The organism is Brevibacillus sp. AG162 (assembly GCF_006715575.1).
Classification (GTDB): domain Bacteria; phylum Bacillota; class Bacilli; order Brevibacillales; family Brevibacillaceae; genus Brevibacillus; species Brevibacillus brevis.
The window spans coordinates 24,536-49,117 of record NZ_VFNO01000015.1 but is presented as its reverse complement, the minus strand read 5'-3'; the positions used below and the strand labels follow the sequence as shown (position 1 = coordinate 49,117).

The 24,582-nt window shown below is 44.8% G+C and carries 20 protein-coding genes and 1 pseudogene; 10 read left to right on the top strand and 11 right to left on the bottom strand.

The annotated features are described in order from the left end of the window. Nucleotides 1-24: 24 nt before the first annotated feature. Entirely contained in the window at nucleotides 25-1,629 is a 1,605-nt protein-coding gene (locus FB479_RS28695) for a HEAT repeat domain-containing protein (protein ID WP_142067504.1), read from the bottom strand. Nucleotides 1,630-1,716: 87 nt separating this feature from the next. Here FB479_RS28695 and FB479_RS28690 point away from each other — a divergent pair, with 87 nt between their 5' ends. Continuing rightward, the gene (locus FB479_RS28690) at nucleotides 1,717-2,268 is read left to right on the top strand and encodes a dihydrofolate reductase family protein (protein ID WP_142067503.1); all 552 of its coding nucleotides are present in this window, start codon (nucleotides 1,717-1,719) and stop codon (nucleotides 2,266-2,268) included. Nucleotides 2,269-2,366: 98 nt separating this feature from the next. Here FB479_RS28690 and FB479_RS28685 read toward each other — a convergent pair whose 3' ends face one another. Then, a complete protein-coding gene (locus tag FB479_RS28685; protein WP_370511714.1) occupies nucleotides 2,367-3,677 on the bottom strand; it encodes a hemolysin family protein in 1,311 nt (436 codons plus the stop codon). Nucleotides 3,678-3,885: 208 nt separating this feature from the next. Then, nucleotides 3,886-4,647 (bottom strand): exodeoxyribonuclease III, encoded by a 762-nt coding sequence (locus tag FB479_RS28680; protein ID WP_142067501.1) that lies wholly within the window; start codon nucleotides 4,645-4,647, stop codon nucleotides 3,886-3,888. A gap of 227 nt (nucleotides 4,648-4,874) precedes the next feature. Between FB479_RS28680 and mphJ the strand changes: the two genes are divergently transcribed. The 3 genes from mphJ (at nucleotide 4,875) to FB479_RS28665 (ending at nucleotide 6,887) form a co-directional block, all read left to right on the top strand. Continuing rightward, nucleotides 4,875-5,801 (top strand): macrolide 2'-phosphotransferase MphJ, encoded by a 927-nt coding sequence (gene mphJ / locus FB479_RS28675; RefSeq protein WP_142067500.1) that lies wholly within the window; start codon nucleotides 4,875-4,877, stop codon nucleotides 5,799-5,801. Nucleotides 5,802-5,943: 142 nt separating this feature from the next. Next, nucleotides 5,944-6,261 (top strand): hypothetical protein, encoded by a 318-nt coding sequence (locus FB479_RS28670; protein ID WP_106657412.1) that lies wholly within the window; start codon nucleotides 5,944-5,946, stop codon nucleotides 6,259-6,261. 116 nt (nucleotides 6,262-6,377) lie between these two features. Next, nucleotides 6,378-6,887 carry a PepSY domain-containing protein gene (locus tag FB479_RS28665; RefSeq protein WP_142067499.1) on the top strand — a complete coding sequence of 170 codons (510 nt, stop codon included), beginning with the start codon at nucleotides 6,378-6,380 and terminating at the stop codon, nucleotides 6,885-6,887. 56 nt (nucleotides 6,888-6,943) lie between these two features. On the opposite strand, the gene FB479_RS28660 is transcribed toward FB479_RS28665, so the two are convergent. Further along, nucleotides 6,944-7,468 carry a DUF420 domain-containing protein gene (locus FB479_RS28660; RefSeq protein WP_106657414.1) on the bottom strand — a complete coding sequence of 175 codons (525 nt, stop codon included), beginning with the start codon at nucleotides 7,466-7,468 and terminating at the stop codon, nucleotides 6,944-6,946. Nucleotides 7,469-7,867: 399 nt separating this feature from the next. Here FB479_RS28660 and FB479_RS28655 point away from each other — a divergent pair, with 399 nt between their 5' ends. Continuing rightward, on the top strand, nucleotides 7,868-8,281 hold the full coding sequence (locus tag FB479_RS28655) for a hypothetical protein (protein WP_142067498.1): 414 nt from the start codon (nucleotides 7,868-7,870) through the stop codon (nucleotides 8,279-8,281). 279 nt (nucleotides 8,282-8,560) lie between these two features. Here the strand turns inward: FB479_RS28655 and FB479_RS28650 are convergent, their stop codons facing one another. Further along, the gene (locus FB479_RS28650) at nucleotides 8,561-9,940 is read right to left on the bottom strand and encodes an amino acid permease (RefSeq protein WP_106657416.1); all 1,380 of its coding nucleotides are present in this window, start codon (nucleotides 9,938-9,940) and stop codon (nucleotides 8,561-8,563) included. Nucleotides 9,941-10,327: 387 nt separating this feature from the next. Here FB479_RS28650 and FB479_RS28645 point away from each other — a divergent pair, with 387 nt between their 5' ends. Then, entirely contained in the window at nucleotides 10,328-10,672 is a 345-nt protein-coding gene (locus FB479_RS28645) for a carboxymuconolactone decarboxylase family protein (protein WP_106657417.1), read from the top strand. 91 nt (nucleotides 10,673-10,763) lie between these two features. Here FB479_RS28645 and FB479_RS28640 read toward each other — a convergent pair. From FB479_RS28640 to FB479_RS28630, 3 genes and pseudogenes are all read right to left on the bottom strand, one after another. Further along, a pseudogene (locus FB479_RS28640) lies at nucleotides 10,764-11,709 on the bottom strand (alpha/beta hydrolase). Nucleotides 11,710-11,722: 13 nt separating this feature from the next. Then, nucleotides 11,723-12,793: an LLM class flavin-dependent oxidoreductase gene (locus FB479_RS28635; RefSeq protein ID WP_106657419.1), complete on the bottom strand. Its 1,071-nt coding sequence runs from the start codon at nucleotides 12,791-12,793 to the stop codon at nucleotides 11,723-11,725. Nucleotides 12,794-12,900: 107 nt separating this feature from the next. After that, nucleotides 12,901-14,088 carry an MFS transporter gene (locus FB479_RS28630; protein WP_142067497.1) on the bottom strand — a complete coding sequence of 396 codons (1,188 nt, stop codon included), beginning with the start codon at nucleotides 14,086-14,088 and terminating at the stop codon, nucleotides 12,901-12,903. A gap of 250 nt (nucleotides 14,089-14,338) precedes the next feature. On the opposite strand from FB479_RS28630, the gene FB479_RS28625 reads away from it, so the two are divergent. Then, nucleotides 14,339-14,920: a TetR/AcrR family transcriptional regulator gene (locus tag FB479_RS28625; protein WP_106657421.1), complete on the top strand. Its 582-nt coding sequence runs from the start codon at nucleotides 14,339-14,341 to the stop codon at nucleotides 14,918-14,920. Nucleotides 14,921-14,992: 72 nt separating this feature from the next. On the opposite strand, the gene FB479_RS28620 is transcribed toward FB479_RS28625, so the two are convergent. Beyond that, nucleotides 14,993-16,963: a methyl-accepting chemotaxis protein gene (locus FB479_RS28620; RefSeq protein WP_142067496.1), complete on the bottom strand. Its 1,971-nt coding sequence runs from the start codon at nucleotides 16,961-16,963 to the stop codon at nucleotides 14,993-14,995. Nucleotides 16,964-17,267: 304 nt separating this feature from the next. Here FB479_RS28620 and FB479_RS28615 point away from each other — a divergent pair, with 304 nt between their 5' ends. After that, the gene (locus tag FB479_RS28615; protein WP_142067495.1) at nucleotides 17,268-18,047 is read left to right on the top strand and encodes a hypothetical protein; all 780 of its coding nucleotides are present in this window, start codon (nucleotides 17,268-17,270) and stop codon (nucleotides 18,045-18,047) included. Between the two features lie 254 nt (nucleotides 18,048-18,301). Beyond that, the gene (locus FB479_RS28610) at nucleotides 18,302-19,363 is read left to right on the top strand and encodes an SDR family oxidoreductase (RefSeq protein WP_142067494.1); all 1,062 of its coding nucleotides are present in this window, start codon (nucleotides 18,302-18,304) and stop codon (nucleotides 19,361-19,363) included. Between the two features lie 140 nt (nucleotides 19,364-19,503). Here FB479_RS28610 and sstT read toward each other — a convergent pair whose 3' ends face one another. Both sstT and FB479_RS28600 read right to left on the bottom strand, forming a co-directional pair. Next, on the bottom strand, nucleotides 19,504-20,742 hold the full coding sequence (sstT, locus tag FB479_RS28605; RefSeq protein ID WP_142067493.1) for a serine/threonine transporter SstT: 1,239 nt from the start codon (nucleotides 20,740-20,742) through the stop codon (nucleotides 19,504-19,506). 414 nt (nucleotides 20,743-21,156) lie between these two features. Then, entirely contained in the window at nucleotides 21,157-22,677 is a 1,521-nt protein-coding gene (locus tag FB479_RS28600) for a chitinase (RefSeq protein ID WP_142067492.1), read from the bottom strand. 421 nt (nucleotides 22,678-23,098) lie between these two features. On the opposite strand from FB479_RS28600, the gene glpT reads away from it, so the two are divergent. Next, nucleotides 23,099-24,463 carry a glycerol-3-phosphate transporter gene (glpT, locus tag FB479_RS28595; protein WP_142067491.1) on the top strand — a complete coding sequence of 455 codons (1,365 nt, stop codon included), beginning with the start codon at nucleotides 23,099-23,101 and terminating at the stop codon, nucleotides 24,461-24,463. Nucleotides 24,464-24,582 lie beyond the last annotated feature (119 nt).

Here is a 24,582-nt window from a genome sequence, read left to right as displayed (position 1 = left end):
GACACCTATAAAGGTGCCCCTTCCTTATTTATTCGCAAGAAGCGACTCGACGGATTCAGCTATATCCTCCGGCAGAAACTCTCGAACCTCACCAAGCATTTGGCTAATTTTTTCACGCTGTTCATCCTTTAATCGCAGATAGAACCTTCTATTATATCCATACAGCCACTGCTCGGCATACAGGATTGCATCATCGCGTATTTCTTTTTCCTGCACAACACATGCCCGTAATAATAATGAAATACTGTCTGCCTTGTTCATCTTCGAAAATAAGAAGAGAATGTTTTTCTTCACGTGAAGGCCCACATCTTTTTTGAGCATCTCCCAAAGCATGTCCGCATGACGAAGCTCTATCCTATCCGCTAGTATTTGTCTTGCTTCCCGAGATGCGCTTCGTTTATTGGTTTGCAAAGCGCGGATAAAAACTTCGATGTGATCTTCTGGATTCAGCATAGCGAGTGCCTTCACTGCTGCTCGTTGTATCCGTTCATTTTCATGGCGCAAAAACGGGAGAATCCATTGATCATTTGCTTTCACACCCGTTTCGCCTACTCCCACAATCGCTATTGGTATCACCTGCTCCTCGGTACCAACCAATTTTTCTCGATAGAAGGCAGCGAAATCGATCTTCTTGTCCTTCAAATAAAATCGGGCCATTTCGCGGATGGATTTATGCCCATCAAGCAGAGCAGCAAGCAAGGCATCAGTCGATTCCTCAGGAAAGCGATCCACATAAGCTTGTAGGGCCAGTTGGCGAATAGGAGGAAAAACGTCACGTCGAATTTGATCGAGCCATCTTTGCAGGCGATCATTTTCGTCCTGTTTGCACATATGCTTAACCATCTGGAGCCTGATCAAGGCATCCTTCTGAATCAAAGCCTCTGCAATAACCTCATCCGGATCGATATCGTGAAGGTTGTTTGCCAAATCAAAGCAAAATCGCCGAACAACCGGATCTTTTGAGTGAAAACCACTGCGTACCACGTCCCTATTATTTGGATGACGAAACATTGCGTCGATCTCCTCTAGGAAATCGGAGAACTTTTCACGGTTATAGTATGCGGACAAATGCTTCAACAAGAAAACGGATTCGAGAAAGTGCTTCACATAATTTGGACGGAATCTCAGCTTACATGCCTTAAACGCCAGATAACGAATTTTGGGTTGCCAATCATTCAAACGGATCAGCAAAAAGGGAATCTCCGCACCCGTAACCTGTTTTAACAACATTTCAACTGCTGCTTCCCTTACATAACCGTTTCGATGGAAGCTGCAAATTCCGATGAAACAAAGGTCCGACTCATCGTTTATCGAAAACTCCCGGATATCCTCTGGCAACAATTCATGCCACGCTGCCAATTGGTTTTTATTTGAATAAGGGGTCAATCTCCGTATGTATTGATCCAAGCTAATGAAATCTTGTTTACGCAGGCGTGAGGTTATTTGATGAATAGCCGCAAGCGCTGCCTTTTGTATTTCTTCTCTTTTCTCCAAAGCAAATGGTAATAGAAAGGTCAGAGTAATCATGCTTCCCTTCCTAGCCAAGAAGTGGAGAATTTCTACTTTTCTTTCGTCCGATCTATACAATTCCTCAAGAAGCACTTGCTCTTCCGGCGTCATTTGCTTCATGTCGATCCTCCTCTTCAAATGAAAATGCGTGCAAGCCCTTATTATTTTCACATAAAATGGAATGGAGAAAAAAGGAGGGATTTCCAAATGGCCTCATTAATTTATCATGTCGCCGTATCGTTAGACAATTTCATTGCGGATCAAGCGATGATGGATGGAGACATCGACAGCACGCTCTTTTTATTCGAAGGTGAACATGTACCGGACTTTTTATCTGAAATTCAGGAATATGATGCTGTGCTGATGGGCGCCAAAACCTACGAATTTGGGTTTAAATTCGGGGCCAAACCAGGCGAACCAGGCTATAAGGGGATCAAGCATTATATTTTCTCTAGCTCCATGCAGTTTGAGTCCAATGCAGAAGTCGAGCTGGTCAAAGGCGATGCCATCGAAATTATCAAAAATCTCAAACAGCAAGAAAACAGCAAGTTGTGGCTATGTGGGGGCGGTGAATTGGCAGGGGCGTTACTGGAACATAAACTGATTGATCAATTAGTACTGAAGGTGAATCCGGTGATGGTCGGGGAAGGTACACCTCTATTTGGTAGTGTTAAGCCACGTCTCAAGCTAGATTTAGTGGATATGAAGCAGTATGCGAATGGAGTCATTAAATCTACTTACGATATCGTTTATACGTAATAACAAAACAAACGGGACCGCATCGCTCGGCCCCGTTTTTGTATGCTCCCTTTGCCAATACATTCAAAGAAAAAAGATGGGAATCCCCCATCTTTTGATTACGTTACGTCCTGCAGCTCACGAGCTGGAACTTCCATTGCCTTCTGAATCTCAATTTTCCGTATACGATGCTTGTCTTTCTTTCTGATCGTAAAGACGAGATCATCGTATTGCCATTGGATGTCTTCTTTAAGCGTCGGATTTTGACTGTATAGCCAGCCCCCGATGGTATCGAGCTCTTCTTCATTAATATTGGCGTTAAGCAAGTCGTTAACCTCGGAGAGAAGTACCTTTCCGTCTACAATCACATGGCTGTTCTCTTCCACGATTTCGATTTCGGCTTTTTCCTCCGCGTCGAACTCATCACGGATTTCACCTACAATTTCCTCCAAAATGTCTTCGATCGTAACCAGTCCGGAGGTTCCGCCATATTCGTCAATCAGGATGGCGATATGTGTTCTTTGTTTCTGCATTTTTTTCAAAAGATCTTTTACAGGTGTAGCCTCCGAAACCGTTAAAAACGGTCGGATGAGCTTGGAAATATCCAAATTTGGATCATCGGCATAATTCAGAAAGAACTCTTTCGTGTTAATCATCCCGATAATATGATCTTTGTTTTGCGAAATAACCGGGAAACGGGTATACTGTTCTTCTTTCATAATTCGCAGATTTTGCTCAAGGGTATATTCTTTGTGCAAGCAGCTCATATCTGTCCGCGGGACCATAATCTCGCGGGCCAGCATCTCATCAAAGGCAAAGATATTGCTGACGTATCCATACTCAGACTGATTAATTTTTCCGCTCTCATAGCTTTCCGTCAGAATGATTCGCAGCTCTTCTTCTGAGTGACTTTCTTCATGCTCCTTGGTCGGTTTCATACCGAATGAACGCACAAGCAGAGCAGCAGAGCCATTCAGCACCCAGATTGCAGGGTACATCAATTTATAGAACCAAATAATAGGTTTCGCACACAGTAAGCTAACCGCTTCTGCCTTTTGGATCGCCACGGTTTTCGGTGCCAGTTCCCCGACAACCACATGGAGAAACGTAACGAGCGAGTAAGCAATCACAAACGACAGAACTGCAACGATTTGTTCGGGTAAATAAGGCGTAAGAAAAGGGCTAATGATGCTTTCAATCGTCGGTTTCCCCAATACCCCCAAGCCAATGGCTGTCAACGTAATCCCTAATTGACACGCTGACAAATATCCATCCAGGTTACTAACTACTTTCTGAACAGCAAGAGCATTCTTTCTCCCTTCCATGACCAATTGGTCTACACGGCTCGGGCGAAGCTTTACAATTGCAAATTCAGTTGCCACAAAAAAAGCAGTAGCAAAAATCAGAAAAGCAATTAGTAACAAATTCATGGTTAGCAATATCCTATCCCCTCTTCATTAGAAGTCTTACATGGTCATTGTACGAAACTCCCCCTCTTCATATCAACGTTCGCTTATATCCAATTTCGTCTTAATTGTTTGATTATAGGCAGTTTTGCTATTTCAGGTCACTCACCCTTACAATTGCTGACTACAGGCATAGCATACTTACTCATTATCCTTCCCTTCCTCCCATTCTTTATTCGATGTTCCCCAGCTCCAACACGACCGGACAATGATCGCTTCCCATTACCTGTGAGTCAATTCCCGCTCCGAGCAACGACGGAGCCAATCGCTCAGACGCGAGAAAATAATCAATACGCCACCCGATATTCCGTTCTCTCACTTTCGGCATAAAAGACCACCATGTATAGGCATCTGTCTGATCCGGATAAAAATATCGATAGGTATCTACAAACCCAGTTGCCAGCAAGCTCGTCATCTTCTCACGCTCTTCAGGAGTAAAGCCAGAATTACCGCGATTGGACTTCGCATTTTTCAAATCAATCTCTTGATGGGCGACATTCAGATCCCCACAAACCACTACAGGCTTCTTCGCATCTAGCTGCAATAAGTAGTTCCGAAACCGATCCTCCCATTCCAGCCGATAATCCAATCTCGACAAATCACGCTTCGCATTCGGGGTATATACCGTTACCAAGTAGAAATCATGGAACTCCAATGTAATGATGCGTCCTTCAGGTTCATGGTCTTCTTCCAAGCCATAACGCACAGATAGTGGTTCCATTTTTGTAAAAACAGCCGTCCCGGAATAGCCCTTTTTCTCTGCGTAGTTCCAATATTGATGATACTCCTCGCCGATCTCCATCTCGATTTGACCTTCTTGCAGCTTCGTTTCCTGCAAGCAAAATATATCGGCATTCGCCTCTTTGAAGTACTCGTAGAAACCTTTGTTTACACATGCGCGAAGTCCATTTACATTCCAAGAAATCAATTTCATGATCGCTAATCTCCTTGTCGCTATTCGTTAAATTCCATGGTACACTATCTTTGTTTTCAATTACAGGAGGTTACGATGATGGACATTGCAATGGGCATCGCATTCATGAGACTTCGTTAAAATCGACAAAACCCCATATAGGCTCAGCCATTTTCAAAACTCGGAATGGTATGGGTTTATTTGTGTTTGATTGATTTAAAACTATTCATGAATGAGGTGTTTTTGTTATGTCAAAAAACAATGTAGAGCAAATGCTTGCCATCGCGAAAAACAATGGAATCCTTGTAGACCCAACTACTGTGAAGGTGAATGAATCCGGCTTAGATTTCCTTGCGATTTTTGCAAGTACGATAGATCGTGTTCCATGGGTGTTGCGCCAACCGCGCCGGGACGATGTCGTCGAAACTGCTCGTTACGAGAAGAAGGTGTTAGATCTCGTTGCCAAACATCTACATGTCGAAGTACCGGATTGGCAGGTTCACACCTCTGAATTCATCGCTTATCCGATCCTGGGTGGCACACCGATGGCGACGATCAATATGGAAACAAAAAATTATGAGTGGTATTTGAATCCTGAATCCCTACCTGAATTGTGCATACAAACGTGGGCGGAGGTATTGGTGGAATTACACGGTATCCATCATGATCTTGCTCGAGATGCTGGTATCCGCGTCAAGCAGCCTAGCGAAGCACGAGCAAGCCTTCGAGAAAAGATGAATGAAGTTAAACGCGTCTTTGGCGTTTCTGGGGCGCTATGGGATCGATGGCAAAAATGGCTTGCGGATGACACATTCTGGCCTGCTCACTCTGCTCTTGTGCATGGTGACCTCCATCCGGGGCATATCCTGGTTGCTGAAAACGGCAAGGTAACGGGGCTTCTGGATTGGACGGAGGCCGAGGTAGCTGATCCGGCGACGGACTTTACGGTCTTTTACATGTTGTTTGGCGATTCAGGCTTGGCTGACTTCATCAAACGCTACGAAAAAGCAGGAGGCCGTGTATGGCCGCGTATGCATGAGCATATCGCAGAAATGACATCCGTGTATCCCGTCATTCTTGCCATCTTCGCATTGAAATCAGGGCTGGAAGAGTTCAAGACCATGGCACGACAAGCTCTGGGTGTCGACGAAAACGGCATAGAGATCTCTTCATAGATAATCAACCACCGTCCCAGATTAGAGGCGGTGGTTTTTCTATGTAAATAGCTATATTGAGCCATTACTGTCTTGGATATAAGGTGTTACAATAAATCGGCTCATTTGGACAATCCTTTACTAAATAGATGGAGTGAATATGATGAAGCGAGGACCTCTTATTGGCATTTGTGCAGTGGTTATAGTAGCAGGCGTACTTTCCATTCCTGTTGAGGCAGGCCCCTCCCCAGATACACGAATCATATTGGAGCACACGAACAAGACGTATATTTCACCACCCTGTTATGAGCAAGCAAACAAAACAAACAATCTAGCAGAAGCTGATATACAAAAAGCGAAGGAATTGAATTATCAGCCAGAATCGAGCTGCACGGCAAATTCACTTGCACCCATCAAGCAACCGATTGCTTCCATACTCGCCCAAAATCTTGGAATCAAGCAAAGTCAATGGGATTGGTAAGTGCACTACGACCAGGTTCACGAATAATACATGGAAAATAGCTCATGTGAGCCATCTCCTTTTATCAAGATAGTTTATATAATCATCAAGAACATCATCGAGAGGAGTAACCATGCATGCTATTTAAGAAGTGGAACCGTAACTTCCACCGCTACATCGGACTCATCGTTAGCCTTTTCTTACTGATGTGGGCCATTACAGGTTTTCTCCTGTTAAATGTCCCTTGGTATCAGGAAAAAGCCACCGACTTGAAAACGACAATGATCGAGGTACCTGCCCAACCAGAAAAGCTAACCATTGCCTATGTGGGGGAGAAGTTAGTGGAAACTGGGGAATATTCTTGGGATGAAATCAGATCGATCGCAAAATCAGGTGACTCTTTCAAAGTGTACGTCAGCAGAGATCCGATTCTGCGGCTGACTGTTTCTTCTGAAGGGCACATCACAGCCTTGAAACAAGATCCCATTTTAGATCTCTTCTACGGACTGCATGTGGGCGAATGGGAAGACCTCAACTACGTGACGGTATTAGAGATTATCTCCATCTTAACGGCTTTTCTTGTCGTGTCGGGGCTTATTTATTTCCTCCCCAAACGCTGGTTTAAGAAACGTGAAACGAAAATATAAAGGCTTCGTCCATAAAAAAAGAGCGTTAGCTATAGCAGCTAATGCTCTTTTTTTGATTAATAGTATGGAGAAATCATGATGTAAACAATGACACCCGTCGCACTGACATACAGCCACATCGGCATCGTCCAACGAGCAATTTTTTTATGTTTTTCCACTTTCATGTTGAGTCCACGTGCAGTCGTAATCAGCGCAAATGGAACGATAATCGCCGACAACAGAATATGTGTAATCAAGATGAAGTAATAGATTGGACGCAGAATTCCCTCTCCCCCGAAGGAAGTGCTAGGTGCCATTCCGTGGTAGATCACATACGAAACCAAGAAGAGAGCTGTTGTGGAGAAGGCTGCAAAAATATATCCCCGGTGCATCTTAATGTTTTTGTACTTCACGATGGAAACAAGCGCGGCAACCAAAAATACAAAGGTGAAGCTGTTCATGACCGCATTAAAAAACGGCAGAAACGTCAGGTCGAGATGGCTGAAATCATTGTTTTTCGGCATAAAGTACAAGATGGCGATAAGCGTGTTAATCGCTATGGTGAGAATAACGATAATCGGTGTATAGTTGCGTTGTTTCATTCTTATGCTCCTTTTTTCTCAGATCATGAATGAGTATCCCGCTTTAGTCTACCCATTGACGAGCCCGGACATCTGCAGCTGAAGACGGCTAACCAGTCCAGTCATCCTAATGATAAACGAAGTAGGTATGCCGTACAAAGGCGATTTGATGAACAAAAAAAGAACCAACATTTGCTGGTCTCAGGTTGTCGAGAAAGTCTCGGCAACCTTGTTCATTTTGATCTTCTTGTTTTTTGGGCAAGTAGCTGTCATGAGAACTTGTTCCTGCACGTTGATATTCGTCAATTAATTTCCATATATTTACATATGATGCAAAATAATGTATATTGTAAATACCCAAACAAACATATTAGGCTCCTGGAGGCGGGTAAATAAAAGATTAAGAAGGAGTGTTTTGATATGAAAAAGTTTATAACTGGTTTAGCAACACTGGCAGTATTGACTTCAGCTGTTCCTGCTTTTGCTCAGGAGCCACAACAAGCACTCGCGACTACTTCAACCACTAAATATTCAACGTCTAGTAAAGAATCAAAAGCTTCTGTTGCAGAATTTGTGAATCTTACTGTACGTTGGAACAATGTTTCAAATGCAGTGAGATATGAGTATATGCTGACAAACATGACAGATGGCAGTGTTTATGAACATGGTAGTATGACCGCTACTGTTGCTAACATAACTGCTTTAAGAGTTGGAAAACGCTTCAGTTTTTATGTTCGTGCTGTAGACCAATACGGCAATACAATCGGATCAGCAAGAATAGAAGATATTGTACCAACTGGCAGCAATATCGATAGGAACGTTTGGATTAGTTAGGCAGAAAGTTTCACATTTGGTTAAAATCAAATTTTCGGATCACCAGGTTGTCGAGATAGTCTCGGCAACCTTTTTTGTAATGTGTTAGAGCAAGCATTAATGATAGCAGGCGCACAGAACATAAAAAAGATAGCTCTCCACTTAGCCAAGATGGGCTAAACGGAAAAGCTATCTTAATTTTTCATCCTTCGGAATTAATTGTACACGAGTCTAATTTTTTCTTGAAACAAAACATGTGTTTATCTACAGCCTGAGATCAACAAATGTTGTTCTCCTTCGCTATTTCTTATTTGATTGCTCATCCAATGGAACTGCCTTGCTAATTCCTAGTGCAAAGAAACTGATGACCACAATCGCTAAGAAGACAATCCCGGCAATCAGGGAGACGCGTGTCTCATCATTGATCCACATACCGATGAGTACCATGATGAGAAAAGCAATAGTCAAATAGTTGGACACTGGGGCAAAAGGCATTTTAAATGGATGGTTATCCATTTCAGCACCCTTTGCTTTACGGAATCTGATTTGACTGATCAAAATGACAAACCACGGAACCATACCAGGCAGCACACTCGCACTGTACACATACACGAAGAGATTTTCTGGGGCGATATAACTTAGGATAACCCCAATACCCAGACCGATCAGAACACCAATCGTACCTAACAACGGCACACCATTCGAAGACAGCTTCGTAAAAATTTTCGGCGCTTGGCCATTTACACCTAAGGTATACAGCATACGCCCTGCACTATATATCCCGCTATTACAGCCAGACATAGCAGCAGTGATCACGACAAAGTTAATGATACCTGCAGCAGCGGTAATACCAACCTTCGCAAAAGTAGCAACGAACGGACTGCCGATTGCCTGCAATTGATCCCAAGGGTAAACGGTTACAATCACAAAAATCGCACCAATATAGAAAATCAAAATGCGCCAGATAATGCTTTGAATCGCACTCGTTAATGTTTTTTTCGGGTCTTTTGCTTCCCCTGCGGTAATCCCGATGAGCTCGACACCTTGATACGCCCCAATCACCAAGGAAAGAGCAAAGAAAAAGCCTGTCCAGCCGCCCGTAAAGAATCCGCCATGCTCCCACAGATTCGATAATCCAATTGCGTTTCCACCATTTCCGATGCCAAAGAAAATCAAGCCAAACCCTGCAATAATCATCAAAACGATCGTGACAATTTTGATCATGGCAAACCAAAACTCAAATTCACCAAATGATTTTACTGAGACCAGGTTTGCTGCACCGAGAATCACCATCGCAATAATGCCTGGAATCCAAGGCGGTAAATCGGGGAACCAATACTGCATATACTGCCCGACTGCGATGATCTCTGCCATCCCGACAATGACCCACTGGAACCAGTTGCTCCAGGCCGTCATATAACCTGCTAACGGATGGATATACTTATGCCCAAAGGTCGCAAATGAACCCGTACTCGGTTCCATATACAACATTTCACCCATTGCACGCATGATGAAAAAAATAAAAATTCCTACAATTGCATAAGCTAGCATGACGGATGGGCCTGTCCATTTAATCGTGCTGGCTGACCCCATAAATAGCCCAACACCAATCGTACCGCCCAAAGCAATCATCTGAATATGACGCGCTTCCAGGCCTCGCTTCAGTTCTTTGTTTTCCACGTAAGCTTCCTCTTCCTCTCTGCTGCTGACGGTATTTTCGGATAGCTTCTAGTCATTCTTGTTTTATTGATTAAAAAACTTCCCCTTACATCTATCTTCACTTCTTATCAAGCATTCCTACTGGTTAGTAAGATTATTCACCTCTCTTGCCTTACGCTATATTCGTAAATCACTTCATATATTTTAATATGTTTTAATAATAACCACAATTATATTTACAAGGAAAATACTTGATAACCAAATATGTCTTCATGCAAGAAGAAGAAAAAATACATGAAAAATCAATTAATTACAGATGTGATCCTACCTCCATAAAGGATAGACTGTATGAAAATTTCCCAGCAAAGCAATACTATCAGCGATTTTAAAATAGGAGGAAGTGGAACCATGGAGCACTATTTGGCCGAACAGTATCTTGAAGGACTGCAATCTTTTGGACAGCTGATGCCAGAGGCCTTGCGAGCATATAATGAATTCACCAGCCAATGCTTTTCGTCCGGTGAATTGTCATCCAAGCATAAACATTTGCAGGCACTGGCTATCTCCCTTTACTCCGGAAATGAACACTGCATTGTCTATCATTTGGAAGCCGCTCTCAACGACGGAGTTTCCCAAAAAGAAATTGCTGAAACCGTAGCGGTAGCCGGAGCATTCGGCGGCGGAACGACCCTTTCGCATGGCGTCATATTAATCAATGATGTGATGGAGGAAAAGCAAGGAACGATTCAATGAGAAGATGACGGAAAATTCCTGGTTACAAAAGCTTACAAAAGCACAACAATCGCCGAGATCCCCCTCGTTCGGTTGTTGTGCTTTTTGTCTCTTAGATTTTGCCAGGATTAAGCGCTCTTGCCATCGCATCTACATAGCTTTGGCTGGCGCGCTGGCTCACTTCGGCATCGGGGACAAACACTTCAAAGCAGTGGTAGCAGCCGGGATACAGATGAAATTCTACGTCTACGCCCGCTTGTGCAAGACGCGTCACATATTCGATTGTCTCATCCCGGAACAGATCGAGCTGTCCTACGCACGTATAAGTCGGCGGCAGCCCCGCCAAGCTTTCTGCTCTCGATGGCACCGCATATGCGGATACCTGACTGTCGTCGGCACTTTCGCCCAGGTACATGCTCCACGCAGCCAAATTGTTTGTCCGGCTCCATGTTGCATTTTCAGCCTCAATTTCATAGCTCGACGCTGTACGATTACGGTTGTCGATCATCGGATACAACGGCATTTGGAAGATAAGCGCCGGTCCGCCTTTGTCGCGGGCCATTAAAGCAAGTGCTGCGGTCAGCCCCCCTCCTCCACTTGCACCAGCAATCGCAACCCGATCCACATCGATGCCGAGTGACTCAGCTTCGTCTGTCATCCACGTTAAACCGGCGTAACAAGTCATGGATGGCAGCTGGATAAGGATGTTCGGGAGCCAGACGATAATCGACCGATACGACGACACAATTAGCCGCTTGCACGAAGCGTTCGCATAGAGCGTCATCCATATCGGGGTGCCCCAGCACATAGCCTCCTCCGTGAATCCACAGCATGGCCGGAAGCTTGCTACCTGTTCGCTGGGCGGGCTCATATATTTTGGCTAGCATCTCTCCTGCTGCGCCCGGAATCATTCGACTTGTGGTACGCACATGCTCTGACTGCTTTATAGGCGGATTTTTCAGCATGGCCCTGCTCGACTCCAAATCTTCCAGATGAAAACCAGAGAATTGCGTTAATGTTTGCCTTAATTCAGGCAGTACCCGACTATGAAAATCCATGTGAATCCCTCCATTAAGCAAATGCTGATTCTTGCTGCGTCTCTGCTTCCCACTTGGTTATTTCTTCTCGCACCCGAGGCGCTACCTCTGTTCCTAGCAGCTCAATGGCTCTCATTACCTGTTCATGCGGCATCGTGGATATCGGCACATACATCATAAAGCGCGTCATGCCTACATGCTTGCGAAGGTGGATGATCTTTTGGGCAACCGTCTCCGGGTCACCCACATACAATGCCCCTTCGAAGCTGCGTGCGGCATCGAAGCTAGCACGGTTATAATGCGCCCAGCCCCGCTCCCTTCCGATTTTATTCATTCCTGCTTGGGTAGAAGGAAAGAATGTATCTGCCGCCAGTTCCGTATCTTCTGCAACAAATCCTAGTGAATGTGACCCAACCGTTAATCGCGATACGTCATGACCAGCGTGCATGGCCACCTTCTTGTAAAGCTGCACAAGTGGTGCAAACTGCCGCGGACTTCCACCAATGATCGCCAGCATCAGCGGCAATCCCAGCAGACCTGCACGAACAACAGATTCCTGATTGCCTCCGCTGCCAATCCATATGGGTAAAGGATTCTGAACGGGTCGTGGATACACTCCCAAATCCTGAATAGCTGGCCGATGCCCGCCCCTCCAGGTTACTTTTTCGGACGCCTGTATTTTCAGGAGCAGTTCCAAATGTTCTTCAAACAGCTCATCATAGTCATTCAAGTCATAGCCGAACAGGGGAAAAGACTCGATAAAGGAACCCCGTCCCGCCATAATCTCTGCCCGTCCATTTGAAATGCCATCGAGTGTAGCAAAATCCTGAAAAACACGCACCGGATCAGCGGAAGAAAGCACTGTCACTGCACTGGTCAGCCGAATCCTTTTTGTCAATGGCGCAGCCGCAGACAGCACCATTGCTGGAGAAGAAGCCGCATAATCCTTGCGATGATGTTCACCTATGCCAAATACATCAAGCCCAACCTGATCAGCGAGGACGATTTCCTCGACAACTTCACGCAATCTCTGTGCGTGGCTCATCACTTCACCTGTCTGAACATCCGGTGTCGTTTCCACAAACGAAGTAATACCAATCTCCACAGACCATCTCTCCTTTTGCAAAATTTATACCAGTCAACAGCTCTGGAAGCAGAATAGTTTCATTTCATATATCTTCACTTCGAACTATTAGCACATCCCTTTGCAAACTAGCGTCTGGTCACTGCCCAATACACCAGAGCCAACGCACTGACAGAGGCCCCGAGCAAGCACACTCCCTCCCAACCAAAATGCGCATATATATAGGTCGAGGCAATGGAGCCAACAGAAGAGCCGATTGAATAGAAAACCATATACCCCGCCGTGAGCCGACTCCGCGCCTCTGCACCCAAGGTGAAGATCATACTTTGATTCGTAACATGCACGGCCTGTACCGCCAAATCAAGCAAAACTATACCTATCGCCAAGGCAAATAACGACTGTTCGATATAGCTGATTAGCAGCCACGATAGTAGCAATAGACTCAAGGCCAAGCCCGTCGTTCTCTGTCCATAACCTCGATCTGCAAGCCTCCCTGCCCTTGCTGCAGCCAAAGCTCCGGCAACTCCTGCAAGACCAAACGCCCCGATGGCCGTATGCGACAAAGATAATGGCGGCGCACTCAGAGGCAGTACTAACGGCGTCCACAAAATACTAAACGCAGCAAAAATCAGCATAGCCAAAACTGAGCGAATACGTAATAGCCGTTCTTGTGCGAACAACATCAATACCGATCCAAGCAACTGGAGATAGGATAGCGGCTTTACCTCCCGCTCCCTATTTGGCAATACCCGAAATAATACACAAACCATGAAAAATAGGAATGCAGCAGAGACCAGATATACGGAACGCCAACCCGCAAGATCTGTTAAAACTCCTGCAATGGTTCGCGCTAGAAGTATGCCAATGACGATTCCACTGGTAACTACTCCAACCACTCGCCCTCGCTCTGCAGGGGCTGCCATTGTCGCCGCGAATGCAACGATTGTCTGCGTAACAACAGCAAGCAATCCTATTGAAGCTATACCTGCGAATAGTACCGTGCTGGTGGAGGCAGTCCCTACGATAACCAGCGCTACCACAGATAAAAACATCTGACCGATAATCAAGCGGCGCTGGTTCCATAAATCGCCCAGTGGCACAAGCAATAACAGTCCTACTGCATAAAAGATTTGAGTAAGGGTGATCAGAATCCCAATGATGGAATAGTCAATTCCAAACTCAATCGACAAATGATCAAGTAGTGGCTGCGCAAAATAGATATTCGCAACTGACATCCCGCAAGAAACCGCAAACAATAGTGTTACATAGCGAGGCATGTGAGCTTTAGCCGTTACTTTTTCAATAACCTCCTCCATCTGATTTCACCTTACCTCCTTTCATTTTTCGTTAGAGCAAAATAACATACCGATCAGTACGTTATAATGCCCAGTAAATATATCCCACCATTTCTTTTTCTGTCAACACCATTCTTTTCACACTTGAATAAACCAGCCTAAAATTGACAAGACGGATAAAAAACAATAAAATATAAAATACCATTCAGTACAAAAAACTCTTTTGGCATTTACATAGCTTCGAATACATGAGTAATGAGAGGAACTCTTTATGGCTAGAACACGCGAATTTGACGAAGAAAAAGTACTAGATGCAGCTATGCAGCTTTTTTGGGAGAAGGGGTATGAAGCTACCTCATTAAGTGATTTAACTTCCCGAATGGGTATCCAGCGCCCCAGTATTTACTCAACCTTTGGGGACAAAAAAGAATTGTTCGAAGCCGCACTACGCAGATACACGATGTCTCGTGCTTCGGAGATACGAACAAAGCTTCAAAACAATCCATCCGTAAAAGAGGCGTTTCGCCATTTTTTTAAAGAGGTGGCCGACGAGGAATATACGGAAGGTCTCAGCCGAGGATGCTTTTGCATTAATACCATGGTCGAACTTGCCCCTCATGATGAGAAATTTGAGATTTTGACAAGGGAACACCAAATGTACCTCTCTGTCATCTTTCAAGAAACGATCGAACGAGGTATCCAATCAGGTGAACTCGATTCGAGGATAGACGCGAAAGCTACCGCACAAGCGCTTATCGTATCGTTAATTGGACTGACCGTCATTTTGAAATCTCGTCCGAATCGATCATTTGTTGATAATTCGATAGAAGTTACACTTACATTACTTAGGTAACTATTTGGATCAACTTGGACAAAAAAAGACCAACGTCTGTTGGTCTTCTTTCTCTCATCACTACAACTACTGTTAACGCTCCAATTTAAAACGCTGCACCAATGACTGCAACTCTTCAGCAATGTTGGCAAGGTGCGCTGCCGAAGCTGCCACTTCCTCCATCGAAGCATTCTGTTCTTCACTGGCAGCGGCGACTTGGTCGACCTCTTGTGCAGTGGCTTGGCTCATGGCACTCGATTCACCAAAGGCTGCAAGCATCGCTGTATTTGATTGCATCAACCGTTCGCTGACGCGAGCCACTTGAGCGAGGTGCGCGTCAATGCGGTTAATAGCCTTATGCATCTCTGTAAAACGCTGCTCGACCGATTGTGTCAAATCGCTTCCCGTTGTAGCAGATTCCACGCCTTCCTCTGTGCGTTTAACCATGTGAAGTACGCGATCCTGAACCTCCCCGATCAGGCTGTTGATCTTCTCGGCGGCAGAACCTGTCTGATCAGCCAGCTTTCGTACCTCATCAGCGACGACAGCGAACCCGCGACCTTCTTGCCCGGCCCGTGCCGCTTCAACGGCTGCATTCAACGCAAGCAAATTTGTCTGGGAGGCGATATCTTGGATAAAATTCGTCACTCCGCTAATTTCTCCAGCAACCTGTTTTAACTCCTCCATCTCATCTTTCGAACGAGTGGAATGTTCCACAATCATATTCACCTGTTGTCTCGCCGCTCCGAGAGATTCCTCGCCGTTATTGGCCAGACCTGTGATGAGCTGCGACATTTCCGTACTCTCACGCAGAATACGGATGGCATCATCCAACTCCTGTTGCGCTTGAGCCGCCGATTGCTTCACGGTATCTATACTCCGATTCATATCCGAAGACATGGACGCTATTTCTTGCATGGAGGCAGCGACTTGTTCAATCGTTTGCACGTTCTCCTCTGAATTCGCAGACAAATGATGGGAGGATGCTGAGATTTGCTCGGAATGATCGGTAATTTGACGCAGGACATCGGACAACGATTGCGACATCGTATTGAAGTTGGATTCCAGCTGCCCAATCTCATCCGTTCTTCCACTCTCGATAGACCGGACCGTCAAATCCCCCTGCGCGATCGAGTCGGTCAATTGCTTCAATTGCAGGACTGGCCGCACCGTGCGTTTCATGAAAATCCAAACGAACAGGGCAATAAGGGCAAGCAAAAGGATGATGAACATGAATGAAATCCGCAACAGCGGCCCCGTCTTTTGATTGATTTCACTCCAATCAATCACGGAAACGACGTTCAATCCGAGCGAATTTTGCTTATTAAAATGGTAATATTCACGCAGCTCGTCATCATTCATTTCGATAGAACCCTCCGCTTGATCAAGCATCACTTGGAAGCGTTCGTCTTCAAGCGGCTTGCCTTGCGGGAATCGCGGATGCGACAGTGTCACGTTGTTCTGATCGAACAAGCTCACGTATCCCTTTTCTCCGATCTTGTACGTCTTTACCAGCTCGTTTAAGTGATCGATAGAAACGTCGATTCCCGCTACTCCTGTACCATCCGAGAGCGTCTTGGCAAACGTAATGACGTAGCTTCCGCTTATCGCGTCGATATAAGGTGGCGTTACAATGATCTGCCCTTTATGCTGCATCGCTTGCTTGTACCATTCACGGGTAGTCGGATCAATTTCCTTTTTCGCCGAGTTGTAGTATCGATTGTCGTAGTACATGAACGCAGCCAAAACATTGTCGATGTCTTTCTCTATATTGTGGATACGATCATAGATATACGTATCCGCATTTTGCCCCGGAGGAACTTGAACATCCGAAAAGCTCTCAATCGTAACAGAGTAGTCCCGGTACGAATTATTGAGTACTTGTGTAATCATCGCGGTAACCGAGTCGACTTGGGACAACAATTCACGCTCTAACTGGTTACGTGCCAGTTGTGTCAAGGAAAGGCTCAACACGACAGAGGGAACAACGATAAGCAAGACGAGAAAAAACAGAATCTGCTTGGAGAGCGATGCTTTATAACTGGTAAACATTTTTTTAATCATCTGTAATAACTCCTCTCTAGTGAAGTAGAATAACGAGTTGCAGCGCAAACAACGCCTCACCGGTCATCAGAAGGCGTGTTCCTATCAGGCCAGATTCATACCTATGCCTACCTTTTCCACATGGGCATTTCTGCAAAGTATATTTTCCCTGTTACTACCTATTTGAAACTTCAAGGCATTAAATAAGTAAAATTTGGAAAACTTCTTTCCGATACAAATAATAATCAAAACCAGTAATCTGGCATTTGGATTAACTGCAAGTTTTGGCTGACGAATCGATTCCTGAAAGGAGGTAACATGATTCATGGTGTCTGTTACACCTAGATACGCCATTAGCTCGTCCGTCCAGTATAGAAGCGCAGGAATTCACCCACAGACGAAAGCACTGGAGCATGAAAGCAATAAAAAGCAGGATCATGTAACGATTAGCCGGCAAGGCCTACAGCTAAGCAATGGGAAAAACGCACCCAATAAGATGCTGCAAAGCCTCATGGAACAAAAGCAACCGATGCTGGAAAGACGAAACAACTATTATGCGGATGCGGTTGAAAAACTGACAGATCCGAAAGTCATGAAAGAACGACTGGATGAAATGGACAAACAGATCCAGGAAATCGATACGCAGATGAAACAAATTCAGCTGGAAGAACAACGCAAGGCGAGAGGCACGGATGAAGAGGGCAAGGAACAGAAAGCTTCAAATATCGCACCCAAACAAGATGAATCATTACAATCCTCCCCTACCCTCCATGCAGTTTTAACGGCAACCCACGATCTCAAGAATATACACAGTGTAAAACGCGCTCAGATTACCTTAGAGTTAGAGGCGAAAGCGTGGGAACCCGCGTCAAAGGATGGAGATTTTACGAGGTCCAGAGAACTGAAGCGGAAGGCAGAAGGCTTGGACGGCAAGCTGCTGAAGATGGCTGACGAGATCGACAAAAAGCTTGAGAATTCCGAAGAGGCTAATCAGGCAGAGCGTTCATCTAACGATAAGCAATTAGATGAGCAAAAGAAAAACCCTTACCACCAGCGAATGGAAAACCAACATGTATCTGGAACTACCATCGATTGGATTACATAAGTTATAAGTGAGAAACCTCCTGCCGCTACACATTAGTAGCTCTGGAGGTTTTTTCGGTTTGTTTTCAGAGGAAAATACCGGGAAATTCGGGGAAATGGCTATTCATGCGGCAGTTAAACAGTTGTTTGAAACTACCCAGTTGTTCACGATACCGTTTCATCCGCACTCGTCACAGCTACATTTTTCATCATATAATGAATTATTGATATATCAGCAACTCCCTACCTACCAAACATACGGAGCTGGTTAACCATATGAATATCCTTGTAACCGGAGCAACAGGTTTTCTCGGAAAAAAACTCTCCCAAGATCTATTAAACGAGGGTCATACCCTTTACTTACTCGCTCGAAATGAAAAAAAGGCAAGCGATTTGTTGCATAGCTTTGCCGAAAAACACCGGGCACGGGTACATATTTTACTAGGTGATGTTTCGAAAAAAGACTTGGGTGTCTCTAAAAATGATCGGGGGCAGCTCAACCAGAAAATAGATGCGTTGTACCATATTGCGGCTTACCTGTCCTTTGATCCCGCTCAGAAACCGCAGACGTACGAGGTAAACGTAGAGGGAACAAAAAATACGTTACAATTCGCAGAAGCCATTGGCTCCCCCCGCTTTATCTATGTGAGTACGGCTTATACCATCGGCACCGAAACAGAAGGAAAAGAAGCGCTGTACGACCCGGAACGCTCCTTCGTGAACAACTACGAAGAGACAAAATGCTTGGCAGAGCATCGCGTCTTCTCCTACAGCGACAAAATGGAGACCATCATTGTCAGACCGTCGATCATTATCGGCGATTCCAAAACGGGCGAAGCCGATACCAATTTTGGCTTGTATGGATTATTAAAAGGTCTTCGCGTACTGAAAAGAAGAGCATCCCGAACAGAAGACTGGGAAAATCAAAAGTACCGGATTTTGGTGGATGTCGACGTCAACTCGAACCTCGTTCCCGTTGATTATGTCTCTTCTGTTTTGCATGCTGCACTTACGCATGGCGAGCATAAGGAAATCTATCACGCTACCAACCCTGTTCCACCTACCCAACAATTGGTGGTCGATTGCATCAAAGAGGTCTTGGATTTTCCGAATTTAGTTCCTGTTCCATTTGAAACAGACGAGCTGCTAACCGAAGAAGAGAAAGCCTTTAATGCCTCTATGAGCTTGTTCCATTCGTATTGGAAGCGGAGTATCTCTTTTCCGAATGACAACACCAGGAAGCTGCTGCAAAAAGTGGGTCAAAGCGAATTGCAGATGGATAAAGAGATGTTGATTGGGATTATGAGTGGGTTTCAGAAGCAGGCTGTGCTTACGTAAGTCTATAAGTATAAGAGCATTTTTCATATTACACGTGGAGAAACCCTGTAACAGCGATTCTGTGAGGTTCTCGATCTACCACAATAAAACTGCCCCCCAATTGTTAATCCAGTCTCACAATTGGGGGGCAGTTCATTCGCCTATGCTGCTTTCGAGATATTTATTTTCTTTCCTTCTTTTCGCCACTCTTTAAACTCAGCTGCTGCTGTAAAAAGAACGTCTGAAGAGGAGTTAAGTGACGTTTCAAAAGAGTCTTGTAACACTCCAATAATAAAGCCGACTCCGACTACCTGCATCGCGACTTCATTTGGAATACCGAATAGGCTACATGCTAGAGGAATCAGTAATAAAGATCCACCAGCCACCCCTGATGCACCGCAAGCACATATAGCTGATACTATGCTAAGGATGATAGCGGTAGGGATATCCACTTGAATACCAAGTGTATGAACCGCTGCAAGGGTCAAAACAGAGATCGTGACAGCTGCACCAGCCATATTAATAGTAGCCCCTAATGGTATCGAGACCGAATAACTATCTTTATTCAAACCTAGATTTTCACATAATTTCATATTTACAGGAATATTTGAAGCTGAGCTTCGTGTAAAGAATGCTGTAATGCCGCTTTCCTTTATACACTTGAAAACAAGCGGGTAAGGGTTTTGTCGTATAGCTGCATAGACAAGGATTGGATTGACAACCAGTGCCACAAAGAGCATGCAACCAATCAGAACAGCAAGTAATTTCGCATAGCCTACTAACGCATCAAGTCCATTTGTAGTAATAGACTCAAATACTAGTCCCATGATTCCTAATGGTGCAAGCTTAATTACCCAACCAACCAATTTCGATACCGCATCCGAAAAATTGCTAATCATCGTTTTTGTCGTATCAGCGGCATTTCGTAAAGCCAAACCAATAAGTACTGCCCAAGCTAAAATACCGATATAGTTCGCTTTAACAATTGCATTAACCGGGTTATCAACCACATTTAGCAGCAATGTCTTGAGAACCTCTACAACACCGCCAGGAGGCGTCACATCCTTGGCTCCCTCTACAAGTGTTAAGCCTACAGGGAATATAAAGCTTGCAATAACGGCGACTGCCCCAGCTAAAAAGGTTCCTAAAAGATATAAGACAATGATGAATTTCATATTCGTTTGGTGCCCGCTTTTATGTTGAGCAATGGCTGACATAACCAAAAAGAGTACCAGCACAGGTGCAATCGCTTTCAAAGCGCTTACAAATAAAGAACCTAAAACTGCTACGGGTTTTGCTACTTCGGGAATCGTTACAGCCAGGATAATACCAATAATCAAACCTACAATGATTTGCTTTACCAGACTTACTTGATTTACCTTCGTCAGTATACTTTTCATAGATGTCCCCCCACTAAGATAAACTTCTCCCGAACCTGCAATAGATTCTCGCTTTCTGTATGATTTTATCTTCGATGGATGGCTATTCTAATCACAGTCCATTCCACAAAGACAAATAAGTATCATTATACTGATTTTTTGATATATTACAAATGGACAAATTTTACTAAACTGAACAACTACCTTTTTACATGAATTTATGGCTTCACCTACACCACCAAGAATGATGCTTCCATAACGAAAAAAAGTGCAGATAATCCATACGATGAAAGATGGTGGTAATCTATCTTTCTATTTGATAGTAGTACCGATATGTTGGGTAACCAAGAGTAAAACCCTCCCGGTAGAACCAAGGGAGGGTTTCGCTCGTCGGCTAAATTCTGGTGCCTCTCTTTTTGCGCGAAGATTCCGTCATTACTGGCTCAGTGAATCAAGCGAAGTGCGAACATGATTGGCAAACGAATAGTTATTTTTAGCATCCCAGTTGATAGACCAGGTCATAACTCCTTGGAACTGGGGATAACCAGCTGGATTTTGGAGTTTGTACGTTCCTCCAAAAGACGTGCCTTTTACCAAGTATTGAAGGGCTTTCTGGATATCGGCAGGAGACGTATACCCTCCCCCAGCAGCACTTGGAGCAGAAGGCAGCCCGATCGCGACTTGGTTCTCCCTCAAGGCTGGAAACATGTTGTTAGGATTACGGCCGATTGGGAATCCTTTCAATAGCATTTCTGCCATCGCTACTTGGAAATCAGCCGTTCCCTGTTGATACGTACGACCATCTAATGCTTCTAGCGCTCCGGAATTATAGTGTTGCACGTGGATATAATTCATTCGATCGCGAAGGGCATGAATCACAGGCAGATAAGCGCCCCACGGCCCACCATAGCTAGCGTAGCCTCCCTGGACATAAGCCGTTTCTGGCGCCATCGTCAAAATAAAAGATGGGCCAAATGTATTCGTGATCGTCTGAGTCGCTGAGATTAAGTTTACAATTTTAGGCGTTGTCGGATTTCTAAAATCAGTGTCCCCCGCATTTAGCGACAGGGAGCTTCCTTCCAGATCAATATCCATACCATCAAAACCATACGTTTGAATGATCGAGGTCATCGAGGTAATAAAATTTTGTTTGGCAGTTTCCGTCGTCAACTCGACTGTACCATTCGCTCCGCCAATCGAGATGAGGACCTTCTTCCCCTTTGATTTTAACAAGGCGATATCCGACTTAAATTCCTCAATGGATGCATTGAACGGCACGAATCCCATTGTCGCATGATCGCCACCGACTGGTTCTGCGAACGCAACATTGATGACATCGTATTTATCTGAGACATCTCTTAGCTTGAGTACCGTAGAACCATTGTCAAAATTATGCCAGTAGCCGATCAAAAGTCGTTTGGACACCGGTTCGGTTGGGGATTTTGATAAAGTTGTTACCGTTATTGGGGTGCTCAAGGGGGATACATTGCCTGCGGCATCTTTTGCCTGTATCGTGAATGAATATGTCGTATTTGCTAGAAGCCCAGTCACGGTATAGGATGTTGTATTCGATATACCAGCGAGTGTATCTCCGTTGTAAACGAGATACTCCTGAACAGCTATGTTATCCGTAGAAGCTGACCAAGATAAGCTGACCGAACTACTTGATATCCCTACTTCACTAAGATTTGTGGGGGACGTAGGTGGAATGGTATCGGGAGCAGAGGGACCTTGCAGTTGCCACAGTGTCGGTACGTTGGGCGGCTCCCATCCGACAAGCGATGTATGAGCAAATGTACATTTGTAATCTTGCCCTTGATACGTAACCATGTCTCCTACGTTGTATACGGTGTTGGGAGTCCACGGTGTCATGGCGTGAGAAGACTGCGGGAATATCGAAAAGATTAAGATAAGCGATAGTACTACCAAAAATCCTGTTTTTCTCAGCAAATACATCAAACCACTCCTTCTTCATTTTTCACTTGTACAAAAAAGAGTGTCCTTTACATCTTTGCTTACCCCCTCATACAAATGAGCTAATATAAAGATATCCTTATATTTGGAAAAAATGTATTTTTATGAATAAAATATACATAAGAAAACCTCTAACGAGGCTTTTTCGAAGCCTCCCACAGAGACAGACATAGATAAAATCAGATTCGTATCGCACTGATCTCTGTATATGGAAAAACAACCCAGAACAACTTCGTTGACAACGTTTTCACAGAATAATAGAATACACTTAACAAGTTAACTATGATGGAGATTCGGAGACTCATACTTATTGGCACTTTCATTTTTGAAAGCGCCATTATGGTATGGGTTTTTTTACGTGTATCGCCATCCTTGTTAGAAATTGCTTAGGGGGAGGAATACGATGCTCAAACTGTTTAAGCCTGCACCGCCTATTGACAGATTGCCTGACGAACAAATTGATTCTGAGTATAAAAAGCTCAGGCTTCAGGTGTTTCTCGGAATCTTCATCGGTTATGCGGCGTACTATCTCATCCGCAAAAACTTCTCGCTCGCCATGCCTTATTTGATTGAAGAAGGATTTACAAAAACAGAGCTCGGCTTTGCGTTATCCGCCATTTCGATTTCCTACGGGATCAGCAAGTTTGTAATGGCCATTTTTTCAGACCGAAGCAATCCGCGAATGTTCTTGCCTGCCGGTTTGATTCTTTCTGCACTTATCAGTTTATTGATGGGCGTTGTTCCATACTTCACCTCATCCGTCTCGATCATGTTTGTGATGCTGTTCCTGAACGGTTGGTTTCAGGGAATGGGCTGGCCTCCATCCGGGCGTGTCCTCGTACACTGGTTTAGTGTAAGCGAAAGAGGAAACAAAACAGCTATTTGGAATGTAGCCCATAACGTTGGTGGAGGCTTGATGGCCCCCCTCGCTGTTGCAGGTGCAGCGATGTTCACCGGGCTTTCGGGTAGTGCCGCTTCCGGATATGAAGGCGTGTTTATCCTGCCTGCTCTGGTTGCCATTGTCTTTGCATTCATTACGTATTTCTTAATTCGCGATACTCCGCAGTCAGTCGGCCTGCCGCCTATCGAAGAATATCGCAATGACTATCCAAACAAGGCGAAGAAAACGTTTGAAACAGAATTCTCCACAAAAGAAATCCTGTTCAAATATGTGTTGAACAACAAATGGGTTTGGGCAATCGCGATTGCCAACATCTTCGTCTACTTCGTCCGTTACGGCGTTCTGGACTGGGCGCCGACCTATTTGAGTGAGGAAAAAGGCTTTGATATGAGCAAGTCGAGCGTTGCCTACTTCCTGTACGAATGGGCAGGTATCCCGGGAACACTCCTGTGCGGCTGGCTGTCCGACAAATTGTTCAAGGGCCGCCGTGGACCCGCAGGGTTTGTCTTTATGCTCGGCGTATTGATCGCTGTTCTGGTCTACTGGTTCAACCCTCCTGGAAATTCCGTGGTCGATATGATTTGCCTGATCGCTATCGGTTTCCTGATTTACGGTCCAGTCATGCTGATTGGTTTGCAAGCCCTTGATTTTGTTCCGAAAAAGGCTGCGGGAACCGCTGCAGGGCTGACGGGTCTGTTTGGTTACCTGGGCGGTACAGTTACAGCGAATGCATTAATGGGGGTTATCGTTGATGCCTCCGGCTGGGATGCAGGATTTATGTTGCTGACGGCTTCGTGCGCATTGGCTGCTCTTGTTTTTGCTCTTACGTGGAATGTGCGAGGGCAAGAAGTAGTTAAAAATCATTAAAATAGTAAAAAGAAGGATGAAAATCGTTGTGATTTTTATCCTTCTTTTTTTATGGTATGAATAAGTAGTCTTCGCCGGACTCTCCAGCTGGCGGAGCGTCACAGAACATCGAAGAGACG